At 42.5% G+C, this 15,539-nt stretch carries 14 protein-coding genes; 5 read left to right on the forward strand and 9 right to left on the reverse strand.

Annotated elements, in window-relative coordinates; translation table 11 throughout:
* The first annotated feature begins 57 nt into the window (after positions 1–57).
* On the forward strand, positions 58–852 hold the full coding sequence (locus tag K8O68_RS08940) for an Ltp family lipoprotein (RefSeq protein ID WP_230896555.1): 795 nt from the start codon (positions 58–60) through the stop codon (positions 850–852).
* A 136-nt stretch (positions 853–988) separates the two neighbouring features.
* On the opposite strand, the gene K8O68_RS08945 is transcribed toward K8O68_RS08940, so the two are convergent.
* Positions 989–1,903: a diacylglycerol kinase gene (locus K8O68_RS08945; protein ID WP_230896556.1), complete on the reverse strand. Its 915-nt coding sequence runs from the start codon at positions 1,901–1,903 to the stop codon at positions 989–991.
* A 586-nt stretch (positions 1,904–2,489) separates the two neighbouring features.
* On the opposite strand from K8O68_RS08945, the gene K8O68_RS08950 reads away from it, so the two are divergent.
* The 4 genes from K8O68_RS08950 to K8O68_RS08965 all read left to right on the forward strand — a co-directional run bounded on the left by K8O68_RS08950 (position 2,490) and on the right by K8O68_RS08965 (position 5,165).
* A complete protein-coding gene (locus K8O68_RS08950) occupies positions 2,490–2,957 on the forward strand; it encodes a hypothetical protein (RefSeq protein ID WP_230896557.1) in 468 nt (155 codons plus the stop codon).
* A gap of 966 nt (positions 2,958–3,923) precedes the next feature.
* Complete coding sequence (locus K8O68_RS08955) at positions 3,924–4,106, forward strand: hypothetical protein (RefSeq protein ID WP_230896558.1); 183 nt, start codon at positions 3,924–3,926, stop codon at positions 4,104–4,106.
* 12 nt (positions 4,107–4,118) lie between these two features.
* Complete coding sequence (locus tag K8O68_RS08960; RefSeq protein ID WP_230896559.1) at positions 4,119–4,640, forward strand: GNAT family N-acetyltransferase; 522 nt, start codon at positions 4,119–4,121, stop codon at positions 4,638–4,640.
* Between the two features lie 222 nt (positions 4,641–4,862).
* Positions 4,863–5,165 carry a hypothetical protein gene (locus K8O68_RS08965; RefSeq protein WP_230896560.1) on the forward strand — a complete coding sequence of 101 codons (303 nt, stop codon included), beginning with the start codon at positions 4,863–4,865 and terminating at the stop codon, positions 5,163–5,165.
* Positions 5,166–5,197: 32 nt separating this feature from the next.
* Here K8O68_RS08965 and K8O68_RS08970 read toward each other — a convergent pair whose 3' ends face one another.
* From K8O68_RS08970 to ligA, 8 genes are all read right to left on the reverse strand, one after another.
* Complete coding sequence (locus K8O68_RS08970) at positions 5,198–5,638, reverse strand: hypothetical protein (RefSeq protein ID WP_230896561.1); 441 nt, start codon at positions 5,636–5,638, stop codon at positions 5,198–5,200.
* Between the two features lie 311 nt (positions 5,639–5,949).
* Positions 5,950–6,513 carry a TetR/AcrR family transcriptional regulator gene (locus K8O68_RS08975; protein ID WP_230896562.1) on the reverse strand — a complete coding sequence of 188 codons (564 nt, stop codon included), beginning with the start codon at positions 6,511–6,513 and terminating at the stop codon, positions 5,950–5,952.
* Positions 6,514–6,814: 301 nt separating this feature from the next.
* Positions 6,815–8,248 carry an Asp-tRNA(Asn)/Glu-tRNA(Gln) amidotransferase subunit GatB gene (gene gatB, locus K8O68_RS08980; RefSeq protein WP_230896563.1) on the reverse strand — a complete coding sequence of 478 codons (1,434 nt, stop codon included), beginning with the start codon at positions 8,246–8,248 and terminating at the stop codon, positions 6,815–6,817.
* Between the two features lie 15 nt (positions 8,249–8,263).
* Entirely contained in the window at positions 8,264–9,724 is a 1,461-nt protein-coding gene (gene gatA, locus K8O68_RS08985; RefSeq protein ID WP_230896564.1) for an Asp-tRNA(Asn)/Glu-tRNA(Gln) amidotransferase subunit GatA, read from the reverse strand.
* 15 nt (positions 9,725–9,739) lie between these two features.
* Positions 9,740–10,030 (reverse strand): Asp-tRNA(Asn)/Glu-tRNA(Gln) amidotransferase subunit GatC, encoded by a 291-nt coding sequence (gatC, locus tag K8O68_RS08990; protein ID WP_230896565.1) that lies wholly within the window; start codon positions 10,028–10,030, stop codon positions 9,740–9,742.
* A gap of 222 nt (positions 10,031–10,252) precedes the next feature.
* The gene (gene putP, locus K8O68_RS08995) at positions 10,253–11,719 is read right to left on the reverse strand and encodes a sodium/proline symporter PutP (protein WP_370640508.1); all 1,467 of its coding nucleotides are present in this window, start codon (positions 11,717–11,719) and stop codon (positions 10,253–10,255) included.
* Between the two features lie 485 nt (positions 11,720–12,204).
* Positions 12,205–13,383, reverse strand: a complete 1,179-nt coding sequence (locus K8O68_RS09000; RefSeq protein WP_230896566.1) for a CamS family sex pheromone protein — start codon at positions 13,381–13,383, stop codon at positions 12,205–12,207.
* A gap of 145 nt (positions 13,384–13,528) precedes the next feature.
* Positions 13,529–15,532 (reverse strand): NAD-dependent DNA ligase LigA, encoded by a 2,004-nt coding sequence (gene ligA, locus K8O68_RS09005; RefSeq protein WP_230896567.1) that lies wholly within the window; start codon positions 15,530–15,532, stop codon positions 13,529–13,531.
* Between the last annotated feature and the right edge of the window lie 7 nt (positions 15,533–15,539).

Genomic DNA, 15,539 nt, shown 5'->3' on the forward strand with positions numbered 1-15,539 from the left:
CGGAGCCTAAATGGATGAATTATATTTAATTTAAAAAATTAAAAGGAGTTTTTACTTATGAAAAAATTAATTGGAATTAGCGTATTTGCTTTACTATTGAGTGCTTGCTCAGATGATGATGTGGCAACGTCAACAAACGAAAACACAAACTCACTAAACAATGAATCTAACGTGAGTGAAATGAATGAGAACAATGAGAATGATGAAAACAATGAGAACACTGAGAACAATGACGTTGAAGAAAACAATGAGAACAACGAAAACAATGCTAACAACAATGAAGAAAACGAAGAAGAAGAGCTCGCTAATAATGAAAACAATAACAACGAAGAAGAAGCTCCAGAAGCAGAAAATAACAATAGCGAAGAAAACAACACAGAAGTTGTTGAAGAAACTGAAGAAGAAGCTGCAGAAGATAGTTTCTCTGTCTCACAGGAAAATGCCATTCGTAAAGCTCAGGATTATCTTAATTATACTGCCTTCTCAAAGTCAGGCTTAATTGATCAATTAGAATTTGAAGGGTTCGATACTGAAGATGCCTCGTTTGCTGTTGAAAATATTGAAGTGGATTGGAGAGAGCAAGCAGTCTTATCGGCCAAACAATATCTTGATTATTCAGCGTTTTCAAAAAGTGGATTGGTTGATCAGTTAGAATTTGAAGGGTTTAATAAGGAAGATGCCACGTTTGCTGTTGAAAACATTGAAGTGGACTGGAGAGAACAAGCAGTCTTAATGGCTGAACAATATCTTGACTATTCAGCGTTTTCAAGAAGTGGATTGATTGAGCAATTGGAATTTGAAGGATTTAGCACTGAAGATGCCACTTATGCCGTTGACGAAGTTGGATTGTAAAACAGTAAGAGTAATCATTATCTTCCCAGGGAGCTTCGTACTTATGTACGTGGCTCCTTTTTATATTATAGAAAAACCTGGTTGTGCAGCAGCCTGATTCCATTCTGCCGCCCCAACCGGGTTCTACTCTTATTTTTTAGTACAATTCCTGAAAGCAGCCCAAATCTTTGTCAGGTACAATCATTTGGACATGATTGTGGAGGCAGACAAACTCACCAGGAAGTGAGCCTCCGAACTCGCCGTCAAGGTTCAGCTGCAGTTCATTTTGGGCATGAATTTTAATTCGGTTTGCCTGAACGTACATAATTCTCTCATCGTTGAGATGCTCCCCGCGCATGGCTGCACCGGTGAGGCGTACGACATCTGCCAGGTTTGTTTTCTTAAGAATAATCATATCGAACAGGCCGTCATTTAAGTAAGCATCCGGGGCCAGTTTCTCAAAACCGCCAACGGAGTTAGTGTTACAGACGAGAAACAGCATAATTTCTCCCTCAAACCACCGGCCGTCATACTCTATGGTGACATGGGACGGCTTGATGCGCGGGAGTTTTTCAAACCCTTTTACATAATAAGCCACCTGGCCCATCATCGTTTTCAACCGGCTAGGCACTTCGTAAGTCAGTTCCGTCAAGGTTCCTGCACCGGCAATATTTATAAAGTATTTATTTTCAACCTTGCCAACATCCACTGATTGGAGCTTGCCTTCCAAAAGAACATCACAGGCTGATTCAATATTTTTCGGGATATGCAAAGCACGTGCGAAATCGTTTGTTGTTCCTCCCGGAAGGATACCGAGAGACGGACGGTTTTTCTGCTCTGCCATACCATTTATGACTTCATGGATGGTCCCGTCACCGCCTGCTGCTACAATAAGATCGAACTCTCTCTCACAAGCAAGCGCGGCTGCTTGTTTTGCGCAGTCTTTACCGGTGGTGGCATGAGCAGATGCCTCATACCCCGCTGTTTCCAGTTTCTCTAAAATGTAAGGGAGATGCTTTTTTACCTGTTCCCTTCCAGATGAAGGGTTATATATTAACCTGGCCTTTTTCATAATCTATCCTCCGCACTTCTGGAAAAATAAAAAGCGGCAAACATGCCACCTGGCGTTTCTCCGTTCTCCGGTTCATAAACCGCCGATTCAATAAACTTTTATAAATTTGAGTCGTCCTTACTATTCATACCCTCAGTATATCATTTATAACAGTTATTTAGAATTAATTCATTTAAGAAGAAGAGAGTTTGAAATAAACTGTGAATCCTTTCCTGTATATTCCTCTCTGAATCTTCTTGTTGCGTTTATGGGAAGCGTCTTTTATGTTAGTGTTCTTAAAAGCTTTTTTAACAAGCCAGCAGGAACCTGCAGTACATATAACAACTTTTTTTTGTAAAAGTCCTATTAATACTTAAGACCTTTTTCTATACTTTTTCAACTCATTTATTTCTTCAATCTTTTCGGGTAAGTTACAAGTACAAATTCTTAAAAGTATTATTAAGAGTTAAACGGAAAAATTCATATCTTAAAGCGCCAGCTCTGAAAGCTGTTTATACGTGAGTTTAAAAAAATCTTCAGGTGTGAGCAAAATCATAGCTGAAGTTCCTGTTTTGTTTTAGTATATTATTAAAGGAGGTTCACAGAAATGTCAAAATTCTTTCACAGGTTGTTCATAAGTGTGTTGTCGGTTGTTTTATTCAGTTCACTTCTGGCAGGGTACCAATATTATTTTGTCCACGGACAGGAGCTGAACTACGCGTTATTAATGGGTATTTACTCTTTTTATACTGCTCCGGTATTTATCCTCGGAGGTGTGCCGGCAACTTACCTGATTGATTACTTACTTAAAAAAGAGGCTATTACAACTATCCATGCTTATTTGCGTTCATTCGGTATGTACGGGGCAGCGGGAATAGTTGTCGCTATGATTTATTTTGCGTTAACCTCTATGGCAACCGGCCAGTTTTATTTTACATTAAGTGAATCCGTCTCAAGTATTATGATCGGAATAGCCGCTGCAGCGGTGTACTACCATATCCAGCTGCTTCTTCATATTAACTGGGAAAAATTAAAGCAAAAGCAACGTGAAGAACAGCAGGCACAGGAGTATTAAATCGATGAGAAGCAGCCAATACGGCTGCTTTTTTGAGCGCTTTTTAGAGATAAGCTGAACATTATAACTATTCCCTAAGCTGCTTGACTGCAGATTTTAAAAATTCACCTTCCCTGCCGCTTATTAGGGCAAGCGCCGACTTGGAAATAACGGATAAACTAATTAGGTAATTGTAATAAATCGGCAGATGAATTTTTATAAAAATGTGGGGAACTTTTTGATAGAAGAGTCAAACAATAATTATTCAAAACTACTGATTGAAGAGGGAAATTCGCCGATTGATTCTATTTTTCGCTGATAGAAACTATTTTTCGCTGATAGAGGCGCTGTCTCACTTATTAAATTTAATTTTAACTTATTGAACAGCACCCGGACTGAAATCACTGCCTTTATTCTATGTAAGAAGTCATCTTCTTTAAGTGAAAAAGCTAAAATATCGAAAGGTTTTTCCGGTTCTCTTTATAGTTACTTTTCTTTTTGTCCCAGCCTCCTGTAAAAAAGCACATTAAAAAAACGGCCCTGTCCGTCGTGCATCACGGGGCCGTTTTACGTTACACTTTCTACATACATCTTAGACATAACCTTCTTCCTGCAACTTATGTTACTAATAATTTTTTTCCGGTCCGTTGCATACCATCGATAAATTTGGCACACACCGTTCACTTACTGGCAGTTTCACACTCCTTTGCAAGTTTACCGGCAGAAGACCTTAAAGGATCATCAATAGTTTTTCGATTGAAAACCCCTTTCGCTTCATATTAGCAACCCCTCCGGATTACTTACTTCATATCTTAATCAATTAATTATTAATTGTAAATATTCAGAATCTTACGTTTTGGGCTCATTATAGGCACTTTCCTAAATATATCGTAAGATTTCTTTTAATAACTGATTATTTTATTTTTTTCTCAACGAAAATGACAAGCTTCGATCATTTCTGTAAGATTAAGGGGCGGGGGTGATTGAATGAACCGAAAATGGTTTACCATTATTACTTTAACCCTGGTTACCCTTATAGTCACACTTGTATTTTTGAACGAATACAGTATTCACCAGGCAACAGAACTGTGCAGGGAAGTTGGGGGTTTACCGGGAGTTGACAGAGACTTCCTTCCAATTAACTGGTCATTTACATGCACACGCCCATAAGGAGAAGAAAAGATGAATACATATGACAAGCCTTTGTTTTCAATAAACGAGATGACTCGGGAAGCTGCAGAGTCTATCTCTAACTGGACCTATGAGTATCCTTACGAACTTTACAGCATGGATGGATCAGAGGAAATTATTTCTGCTCTGTTAAAAGAGGGCTATTACCTGGTGACGTTCACGGAGGTACCGTATTTTGGATATTTCTGCCTTGGTGAAGAAGCAAGGGTGCCGGGCGGATACGAGGCAGGCATATATCTTCCTAATGAGACTCACGTCATCGATCTCGGGCTGGGGATCCACCCGGAATGGACGGGTAAAGGATACGGGCCCGCCTTTATGGCCAGCATCCTTCAATGGATACGGTCAAACAGAGAGGTATCCGATGTGCGGCTTGTGGTAGCTGCTTTTAACGAAAGGGCGATACGCTTATATAAGAAAGCAGGATTTGTCAGACACGACCTTTTTTATACACGTGTTGGAGCTGCCGACATTCCTTTTATTTCTATGGTCAGGCCTGCCTCTAAGATTTAATTCCAGGTTACAGGTTCTTCCTGAATATCAGCTTAACTTACTAATCTATGATGCTGATGACAAAAAAATAACTTATTTTTTTGCCTGGCTTCAGGTCAAAATAATAAACCGGCAAATAAAAAACTGAACTGTCTGACAGATCAGCGGTTATATACCTATCCAGTTTACATATTCGTCAAAAAATAAGCAAAAGACATATTGAGAGATGAGCTGAGTTTTGAGATGATGGCAGAAGTTATCCAACGAAAGGAGCGGAAGGCAGTGAAGCATGCGTTTGATTATATTTTCATCTTCCTGATCGGTTATCAGGTCTACTTTCTTATTTCATTACTTACTGTTTCTGGTGCCAATCAGGAACTGTCTTTAGCTGTTTCACTTTTAGCCTTGTTCCTGTGTCTCTTCGTCTGGCTGCAGCGGAACACCAGATTTTCCCCCACACATGTCACTATGGCTGTTACGACAGGCGTTCTCAGTTTAAGCTCAATTGCTGTCTATGCTTACTTATTGGCCGTTCATGTTATATAAACCTTTAAACCGCGACGGACGTACTGCCGGCCTTATGCCGACACTCCCACTCGCGGTTTTTTATATTTTCTAATGTACCGAACAAACCAGGTGTATATCAGCCGTGCTGATAAGATGAGGACAAATGTAAAAGTCACCAGCCCCATATTTGAGAATACGACGTGGCTTATAGTGGAATTCAGCCCAATCATATAAACGGCAAAAAAGACAACTTGAAGGAACGTGACGAAGTAGGGATACAAGATCCTTCTCATTCTTCTTTGCACAGGGATAAGTTTCATCCAGTCTATCACCTGAAGCGGGATAATCCATAAAAAAGTCCCCGCCGCAAACCAGAATAATGCCGTCCAGGATTCTATAATAATTTCAGTCCCCATGACAGCCGAAGTGATGAGCACCATACCGGCAATCCCTACAATAAAGAAACCAATAATACTTATTAAACTGACTGCTAACTTCAGTAAATCTTTCATATTATAAAGACAAACCTTTCTTTTCCAAATATTCCATCATAATCCTGTATATACAAAGATCCTTAACACACATGTTTGTGATTATAACACAACAGATAACTATGTAAAGCAGCACACCTCTTCTCTTACCTTAATAATATGCCTGTCCAGGCGATTATTATTACTGACAGAATAATATCTCTGTTTAAGTTCAATTTGCTTCTAAATCGGGGCAGGATCAGATAATTATCACAGGTTCTCCGCTCCTCTTAAACATGGTGAGTGGCGTTCCACAAATAAAAAGGGAATAACTGGGGGGACAGACCCCCCAGTTATTCCCTTTTTAATTTAAAGCTGGCCACATAATCAGAAAGCAGATGCTGCTTCTCTTCTTCTGACTGTGCATAATAGTCCTTATCAGAGGGCAGGCACAAGTAACTGAGGAATATACCGCTTAATTGGCGTTCCCAATTGGCCGTATCAATATGAAGGTTGTTCAGTTCGGCATGGTCCTTCACGGCCTTCTCAAGCGAACAGAATATCATTTCAGGCAAGTCAATTTCTTCAGGAAGGCTGTCCATTAGACGTTCGGCTAATAGCATTCTCACAAGACTGCGGTTTTGTGAAATGAGGTTAAGCCGGTTATCAATTAACACACGTAAAAACTCTTCCGTATCTTTTATTTCCGCTTCTTCCTTCCACTTTAAAAAATCTTGTGCTTCCACTACTGATTTTACCGCAGCCGTAAACAATCGTTCCTTTGTTCCAAACTTGCGGAACAACGTCATTTCAGCAACTTCCGCTTCATTAGCTAATTCCTGGGTGGTAGCCTGGAAGCCTTTATTAATAAACACTTTAATTGCAGCGTTTTTAATCTGCTCTGTTTTATCTCTCATATAATACTCCTCTTTACCCTTTCAGCCAGATTACAATTGTGAGGCTATTAATTGCAATCCGGCTAAAATTCGGATAGGTAATTATTAGTTGCTGTTAAGCTGCTATATCAATAAGCATCACCATAATATCAAACCTGCCCGATGGTTACCATAATAATCCTATATTATAAATTAATGACTATCTATAAGTTAATTTATGGAGAAATCTTTTTCTTTTGTCTTAGTTGTTAATCCTCAGGAAAAACAAGCTGATGATAAAAAAACTCACCTGGCCCCTCAGGGCAAGATGAGTTCCTTACGTTTATCTTTGTTTAATCTCTTCAACGAGCAATTTATTGACCACCTGCGGGTTGGCTTTTCCTTTAGATGCTTTCATAATCTGGCCGACGAGGAAGCCGATTGCTTTATCTTTCCCGTTTTTATAATCGTCCACTGACTGAGGGTTCTCATCCAGTGTCTTCACGACCATTTCCCGGATTTCACCTTCGTCGCTGATTTGAACGAGGCCCTTGTCTTTAACGATCTTTTCAGGATCCCCGCCTTTTTCAATCAGTTCTTTAAACACCTTCTTCGCAATTTTTGAAGAAATCGTGCCTTTTTCTATTAACTGAATCATTTTAACAAGAGCGTCGGGCGTTAACGGCACATCGGTAATTTCTTTACCATTCTGGTTTAAATAGGCGCTTACTTCCCCCATGAGCCAGTTAGACAGCTGCTTTGGAGGACCGTCAAATTCCAGTCCTTCTTCAAAAAAGTCGCTCATTGCTTTTTGCTGGGTAAGCACCTTCGCATCGTATTCCGGCAGACCTAATTTTTTTATATAGCGCTTTTGTCTGGCGTCGGGCAATTCCGGAATGCTTTCGCGCACCCGTTCAATCCATTCATCATTAATATACAAGTTTTCGAGATCCGGTTCAGGGAAGTACCTGTAATCATCAGAGCCTTCTTTTACTCTCATCAGAATGGTTTTCTTTCCGGCGTCATCCCAACGGCGCGTCTCCTGAAGTATTTTAACCCCGTTTAACAGGTCTTTCTCCTGGCGCTTTTCTTCATACTCCAGCCCTTTTTGCACGTGGGTAAAGGAGTTCAGGTTTTTAAGTTCAGTTTTTGTTCCAAACTCTTTCTGGCCTTTAGGGCGCAGTGACACGTTAGCATCACAACGCAGCGAGCCTTCCTCCATCTTACAGTCGGAAACTTCTGTGTACTGCATAATCGCCTTCAGTTTTTCCAGATAAGCGTAGGCTTCTTCAGGGCTTCTTATATCCGGCTCAGATACGATCTCAACAAGCGGGGTTCCTACACGGTTATAATCAACGAGGCTGTAGCCTTCCCCTTCTGCGTGTGTCAGTTTCCCTGCATCTTCTTCAAGGTGAAGACGGGTAATACCGATCTTCTTTTTCTCGCCGTTCACTTCAATTTCGATCCAGCCATTCTCACCGACCGGCTTATCGAATTGGGAAATCTGGTACGCCTTAGGGTTATCCGGGTAAAAATAATTTTTCCGGTCAAATTTAGTGAGGCGGTTAATGTCGCAGTTTAAAGCCATAGATGCTTTCATAGCGAAGTCAACGGCCTGTTTATTTAACACAGGCAGAACCCCGGGATGGCCTAAACAGACAGGACATGTATGGGTATTAGGCGGCGCTCCGAATTCGGTAGAGCAGCCGCAGAAAATCTTTGAGTTCGTTTTTAGTTCAACGTGCACTTCTAATCCAATGACAGTTTCAAAACTCATTCTCAGTCTCCCTCCTTACAGTTCCGGCTTTAATTTATGATGGTCGGTGGCCTGTTCAAAGGCATGGGCCACTTTATATACTGTTTCTTCATCGAAGTGTTTCCCGATAATTTGCAGACCGACAGGCAGTCCATCAGACAGCCCGCATGGAACGCTTATAGCAGGCACTCCTGCGAGGTTCATCAAGTTCGTTAAAATATCATTCACATACATCGTTAACGGATCTTCAACATTTTCTCCGATTCCAAACGGCACAGTAGGCGTGGTTGGGCCGATTAACACATCGTATTGAAGGAATAAATCTTCGAAGTCTTCTTTAACGAGCGTTCTGACTTTCTGGGCTTTCGTATAATAAGCGTCGTAATATCCGGAACTTAAAGCAAAGGTGCCGAGCATAATCCGGCGTTTTACTTCATCGCCGAATCCTTCACTTCGGGTCTTTTTATAAGTCTGAAGAAGCTCGTTTTCTTCTTTTCTGACGCCGTAGCGGATTCCGTCAAATCGTGCCAGGTTGGCTGACGCTTCTGAAGAAGACAGAATATAATAGGCCGGAAGGGCGTATTTCGAATGAGGCAGAGAGACTTCCTTGCACGTTGCGCCTAGCTCTTCAAGCTTGGCAAGTGCCTCTTTTATGCGGGCCTTCACCCCGTCTTCTACCCCTGCTGCTAAAAATTCTTTTGGAACGCCGATCTTCATTCCTTTAATATCCCCTGTTAAAGCTTTCAAATAGTCAGGGACAGGCTTATCCACACTTGTGGAATCCCGGTGGTCATGTCCGGCAATTTTCTGCATGACATAAGCATTGTCTTCCACTGTCCGGGTGATTGGCCCGATCTGGTCAAGTGATGACGCAAAGGCAATCAGACCGTAACGGGAGACACGTCCATATGTAGGCTTTAAACCGACAACCCCGCAAAAAGCGGCAGGTTCACGGATAGAACCGCCCGTATCTGAACCCAGCGTAAAAGGAACTTGTCCGGATGCAACTGCAGCGGCAGAACCCCCGCTTGAGCCTCCCGGAACACGTGATAAATCCCATGGGTTTCGGCACAGCTTGTAGCTGGAATTTTCATTAGATGACCCCATTGCAAATTCATCCATATTAAGCTTGCCGACAGTGATCGTGTTAGCGTCGATTAATTTCTCTACCGCTGTGGCATTGTACACTGGTTCAAAATTATCCAGGATCTGGCTGGCAGCAGTCGTCTTCATCCCGATGGTCATCATATTATCTTTTATTCCGACCGGCAGGCCAAACAATATTTCTGAAGGGTCTGCTTTTCCTTCAGCTAACTGTTCATCAAGCTTTTTAGCCTGTGCCATGGCACTTTCTTCGTTTAAAAGAAGGAAAGCCCCTACTTTATCGTCCACTTCTTTTATTCGTTTAAATGATTCCTTAACGAGATCAGTCACTGTTACTTCCTGTTTATGTAGCAATTCATGTAAATCACTTAACGTGTGATCAAACAGTTCCATTAATTATTTCCCTCCCTACTCAAGCACTGACGGCACTTTAAATTGCCCGTCTTTTTGGTCTGGTGCATTTCTCAACGTTTCTTCCCTTGGCAATGAAGGCTTTACTTCATCTTCCCTAAGAACATTCTGAACATCCAGGACGTGGGATGTCGGCTCTACGTTATCTGTGTGAAGTTCATTTAACTGTTCAGCAAAATTAATAATTTCATCAAGTTCAAAAGCAAATTTCTCGATTTCTTCTTCGGTAAATTCAAGCCTCGCCAAGTGGGCGACGTGTTTCACCTGATTCTTCGTGATTCTTTCCATCTTCCCGCACCTCCAAAATAACTGAATCTTTGCTCAAAATCTGACTTTACAATAGTATGATCATATCAAATAAGCACCGTACAAGCAATCAGAGCCTGAAACAGGGAAAAACTGGGGGGTCTGTCCCTCCAGAAACTGGGGGGACAGACCCCCCAGTTTCTGGAACAGCAAAAAACACCGCAGGCCAGCGGAGTGCCGCTGCCTGCGGTGCAGAAGATTCATTTACAAGCTTGCTTTAAATTTATCGAATTGTTCCAGAACTTCTTTCTCAGGCTCTTTTGTTGCGAGAGAAACCGCATAAACGGCAATCCACGCCAGAATAAAACCTGGAATAATTTCATATAGAGCAAACGGGATAACTCCATTAGCAGTTAGAATATCCCAAATAATCACAGTCGCACCGCCGACGATCATTCCGGCGAGTGCTCCCCATTTCGTCATCCGCTTCCAGAAAAGCGCCAGAATCACAACCGGGCCGAAAGCTGCCCCAAATCCTGCCCAGGCGTAACCGACAAGGTCGAGTACTGTAGATTCAGGATTATAGGCGAGAAAGATCGCAAACAGGGCAATGGCCACGACACCAAGTCTTCCGACTAAAACGAGTTCACGCTGAGAAGCGTTTTTACGGAAGAGCGCTTTGTAAAAGTCCTCAGTCAATGCACTTGACGATACAAGCAGCTGTGAATCAATCGTACTCATAATCGCAGCTAAAATAGCGGCAAGCAGGAAGCCGGACACCCATGGATGGAAGAGCACCTGAGTGAACTCAATAAACACTGTTTCAGGGTTATCAAGTGGAGATTCGGCAAAATAGGCGATTCCCACAAACCCGGTGAAAATAGCACCGAACAGGGCGAAGACCATCCAGCTCATCCCTACAAGCCGGGCTTTCGGAATCTCTGCTTTCGATTTAACTGCCATAAAACGGGCGATAATATGAGGCTGTCCAAAATAACCGAGTCCCCATGCCAGAAGTGAAATAATACCCAGTGTGGTCGTTCCGGTAAAGACGTCTAAATAAACAGGGTCTATCTCTCCAACCCGCTGAACAGTTTGATTCCATCCCCCCATGTTTTGAATAGCCACTATAGGCACAATAATTAAAGCTAAAAACATGAGGATCCCCTGAGCAAAGTCTGTCCAGGATACAGCGAGGAAGCCTCCAAGAAAAGTATATGAAATAATAACAATGGCTCCGATCCATAGCGCCTGGGTATAGGTGAACCCGAATGAATTTTCAAATAAAATAGCGCCGCCGACAAGACCGGAAGATGTATAGAACGCAAAGAATACTAAAATAACAAGTGCTGATACAATTCGTAAGATTTTAGTCTGATCATTAAATCTGTTTTCAAAGAAATCAGGAAGCGTGATAGAATCACCCGCGATTTCCGTATACATTCGAAGCCGTGTGGCGATAAACTGCCAATTCAGATAGGCACCCATCGCCAGACCGATACCAATCCATATTTCCGTCATCCCGTAGGCGTACATCGCTCCTGGAAGACCCAGCAGCAGCCAGCTGCTCATATCTGAAGCACCGGCACTTAATGCAGCGACGCCCCCGCCAAGACGGCGTCCGCCTAAAACGTAGTCAGATAAATTACTGGTCATTTTGTAGGCTACGAGCCCAATTGCCAGCATACCTACCAGATAAATAATAAAGGTAATTAACGTGGAAGTATCCACATCTACTCTCTCCTCTCAGTAAAAAACGTTATTATTGATAAGATCACTAAAAGCGGCATTGGAACAAAAAGCCAGAACCAAGTTGCTGTTGTCAATGCGTGCTCCATGAAGTCACCTCCTCCGGTTATTCATTTCAGGAGCGGCCTCTTAAAAGGCTTAATAGTAGTATCTCCGTATACATCGGTATACATTTATCCAAATATTTCAAATAAACTGTAACTCCTGAAATAAAAGTCACAAGCAGAACTATACCACAATTAAGAGTAAAGAACATTCTGAACTTTTTTATTTTCAAACGGTTATGTATTTTTATACATTAAAAGCCGCTAATAATCCGTTATCATTTTTATATAAACATATATATTCATAAAAAATAATGAAAATAAATTGAGGTTTTCACATAATTAACATAATTTTTTATAGCAGATTTACAATTTAAGTAAAAAAAATCCCGGACATATTAAATATGTCCGGGGGAGATTCGGTTATCTGTAAACATGAATATAAGGTTCCTGCTCCGGATATTGAACAACAAGTCCCTCCGGCCCGTTAACCGACTCAATATACACATAAATTGGGGCCGGCACCGAAAAGGCGGAATCCAGCCTTCCGCTGATAAACTGAGTCAATGCAATGATCTCTGCTTTTCCGTGGGACTGCAGATTCAGTTCTATTTTTAATTCATCCAGATTTTCATTTTTATAACGCCCTTTACCAACGACTCCTACCTGATGGTCAAAGAAGTTTTCAATATCTTCCCTGAACTGCGAGAAACTGCTCGATAGATTCGGCTGCACATCTCTTGCCCTGTTGGAAGGAAAAACGAAATAATCCTCATTAATCGCTTCCCAGCTGCCGAGCTCCATCTCTCCGCTGCCAGCCTGGCTTAATGACACGAACCTTCCCGGCACCACCGATCCGCGGCCTTCTTCCTGATAGAGGGCAAACGTCACAGGTACTTCTTCAAGGCCTTCTATTTCCCTCATTCTCTCAAGCATCGTCTGGGCAGCCCGCTGGCCGTATTCGAGAGCTTCCTCATCGTCTATGTCTCTTTCATGAAAGTGGTAGCCGCCATCTTCATCTTCTGTCTGGAAGTAATAAACATCATTCAATGATATGCCCATAACAACACCGCCTAATGACACACCATCCTCTTCACTTCCCGTGTAATAATTATGTTCCATAATATGAGACAACACTAACGGATTATCGCCCATCTGATCTTCAGTTGATTCTTCATCTGCTAAAGGAGGATTCAAGCCGTACATATAACGTTCTTCTTCAGGGTCGTATCTGCGAAGCCAGCTGTTTATCCGCCCTCCGGAAAGAAAAGTTCCTTCCTGAAAAAAATACTCTTCCTGGTCATACACTCCGCTTGCAATCTCCATGAGACCCAGTTCAAACTGATTTATATCAACCCGGCTATTCATCGAATGAGCTACGCTTCCCCGTGATTCACTCCGCTGGTACGTCCCGTCTACGAGCACATTCCTGTAAAAATGGTCGGGGGACTCAATGGTTGGGGTAATGAGGTATTCCATCTCTTCCTCTTCCTCAGTCTCTTCCACCACGATCACATCTTCTTCGCTTCTTTCCAGACCTGGAATACAACCGGATAACATCACAGCACATACAAGACTCAAAAAAACTAACTTTTTCTTCATTCATCCCACACTCCTCGCCACCGGCCCATGGCGTGTTCATCTGTCGATATACAAGCAGTCGGCCGATTAACAATCTCTCAGTTATTTTCTCATACTGTCCCTTTGTAATCCAGCCAACCTTTTGATTTATTTTCATCTGTGAAAATTATCCTAATTCTTCCACAAATCTCTCTTCATTCCAAATTTCAATGTTCAGATCTTCTGCTTTCTTCAGCTTCGATCCTGCTTTTTCACCCGCTACCAGCAAGTCTGTCTTACTTGTCACACTTCCCGTTACTTTTCCGCCCCGTGCTTCCACTTCAGCTTTGGCTTCGTCACGGGTCATCTGTTCCATGCTGCCGGTAAGAACGACCGTTTTCCCGGTAAAAAAGGAGTCAGCTCCATCCTCACTCTGAAGTTTAGGGCCTTTATAAACCATATTAATTCCCAGCTCTTTCAGTTCATTAAGCAATTCCTGAACTTCTTTCTGTTCAAAATAAGTAGCTATAGCGTCTGCCATTTTAGTCCCAATCTCATCGACAGCTTCCAGTTCTTCCACTGTGGCGTTTTTAAGAGTTTCCATCGTCTCGAATGTCATAGCAAGCGTTTTGGCTGCCTTAGATCCCACATAACGGATCCCGAGCCCGAATAACAGCTTCTCCAATGAATTGTCTTTACTGGCTTCTATGGCGTTCAGTAAATTATCTGTCGATTTTTCTCCCATGCGTTCGAGTTTCAGCAGTTCATCCCTGTCGAGCCGGTAAAGGTCAGCGACATCTTTTATAAGGTTATGTTCAAAAAGCTGTGTAATCACCCGCTCCCCGAGACCATCAATATTCATTGCGTTGCGGGACACAAAGTGGATCAGCCCTTCACGTATTTGCGCCGGGCATTTAGGGTTCACGCATCTCAGCGCCACTTCCCCTTCTATGCGGATCAGCTCGCTGGCACATTCAGGGCACTCCTCAGGCATATGGAACTCTTTTTCCTCACCTGTACGCTGTTCTGTCAGAACATTCACCACTTTAGGAATGACATCCCCTGCTTTTTTAATCGTCAGCTTGTCGCCGATCTTCACATCCTGTTCCCGAATCATATCCTCATTGTGGAGGGTAGCGCGTCTTACCGTTGTACCCGCTACAGAGACTGGAGACAAAATCGCAGTGGGTGTTACCACTCCCGTACGACCCACATTTAATTCAATATCTTCCAGAGTCGTCACCACTTCTTCAGCCGGGAATTTAAACGCTGTTGCCCACCTCGGGTTCTTGGCTGTGAAACCCAGCTTTTTCTGGGCCTGGATACTGTCCACTTTAATAACGATTCCGTCAATTTCGTAAGGAAGGTCCCCCCGCTTGTCCATCCAGCTCTCGCAGTAGTCGATAACTTCTTCTATATTTGTGCAGTGCTTTGTCTCTTCATTTGTTTTAAAACCGAGCTCTTTAACGTATTTAAGGGACTCATGATGGGAGTCCAGCTCTTTATCTTCGAGTTTCCCAACAGAATAAATAAAGATATCGAGATTCCTTCTGGCAGCGATTTTAGGGTCAAGCTGTCTAAGCGAGCCTGCCGCCGCATTTCTCGGGTTGGCAAATAAGGATTCTTCGTTCTTCTCTTTCTCTTCATTCAGACGGTTAAAGGACTTTTTCGGCATAAAAGCTTCACCGCGCACTTCAATATCTGCTGCCTGTTTCAGTTTCAGCGGAATGGACGGAATGGTTCGTAAGTTGCTCGTAATGTCTTCACCGGTCGTTCCGTCGCCTCGTGTAGCCCCCTGAATAAACCTGCCCGCCTCATATTTAAGATTGACTGCAAGCCCGTCAATTTTCAATTCACAAATATAAGAAGGTTCATAGCCAAGCCCCTGCTGAACCCGGCGGTCAAAATCACGGAGTTCCTGGTCATCAAATGCATTAGATAAACTCAGCATCGGTTCATCGTGCTGGACTTTTTTAAAATAGTCGAGCGGCTCACCGCCCACACGTTCACTTGGAGAGTCATCCCGCTTTAAATCAGGATGGTCCTCTTCAAGTCTCATAAGCTCTTTAAGAAGGTGGTCGTACTCTGCATCCGAAACTTTCGGATTATCCAGAACATAATAGTGATAAGCGTAATCATTGAGTTGATCTGTCAGGTGGTCTATTTGCTTTTTCACATCGTCATTTGCCATGTTCTTC

Origin of the sequence: Salipaludibacillus sp. CUR1 (assembly GCF_021028955.1) — a bacterium.
Taxonomy (GTDB): domain Bacteria; phylum Bacillota; class Bacilli; order Bacillales; family Salisediminibacteriaceae; genus Salipaludibacillus.

Bases quoted from the DNA above. Each gene is read 5' to 3' on its own strand.
- K8O68_RS08955 (WP_230896558.1), top strand. From the start codon at position 3,924: ATGAACCGAAAATGGTTTACCATTATTACTTTAACCCTGGTTACCCTT.
- K8O68_RS08970 (WP_230896561.1), bottom strand. From the start codon at position 5,638: ATGAAAGATTTACTGAAGTTAGCAGTCAGTTTAATAAGTATTATTGGT.
- ligA (WP_230896567.1), bottom strand. From the start codon at position 15,532: ATGGCAAATGACGATGTGAAAAAGCAAATAGACCACCTGACAGATCAA.
- gatB (WP_230896563.1), bottom strand. From the start codon at position 8,248: ATGAGTTTTGAAACTGTCATTGGATTAGAAGTGCACGTTGAACTAAAA.
- gatA (WP_230896564.1), bottom strand. From the start codon at position 9,724: ATGGAACTGTTTGATCACACGTTAAGTGATTTACATGAATTGCTACAT.
- K8O68_RS08945 (WP_230896556.1), bottom strand. From the start codon at position 1,903: ATGAAAAAGGCCAGGTTAATATATAACCCTTCATCTGGAAGGGAACAG.
- K8O68_RS08950 (WP_230896557.1), top strand. From the start codon at position 2,490: ATGTCAAAATTCTTTCACAGGTTGTTCATAAGTGTGTTGTCGGTTGTT.
- K8O68_RS08960 (WP_230896559.1), top strand. From the start codon at position 4,119: ATGAATACATATGACAAGCCTTTGTTTTCAATAAACGAGATGACTCGG.
- K8O68_RS08965 (WP_230896560.1), top strand. From the start codon at position 4,863: ATGATGGCAGAAGTTATCCAACGAAAGGAGCGGAAGGCAGTGAAGCAT.
- K8O68_RS08940 (WP_230896555.1), top strand. From the start codon at position 58: ATGAAAAAATTAATTGGAATTAGCGTATTTGCTTTACTATTGAGTGCT.
- K8O68_RS08975 (WP_230896562.1), bottom strand. From the start codon at position 6,513: ATGAGAGATAAAACAGAGCAGATTAAAAACGCTGCAATTAAAGTGTTT.
- K8O68_RS09000 (WP_230896566.1), bottom strand. From the start codon at position 13,383: ATGAAGAAAAAGTTAGTTTTTTTGAGTCTTGTATGTGCTGTGATGTTA.
- gatC (WP_230896565.1), bottom strand. From the start codon at position 10,030: ATGGAAAGAATCACGAAGAATCAGGTGAAACACGTCGCCCACTTGGCG.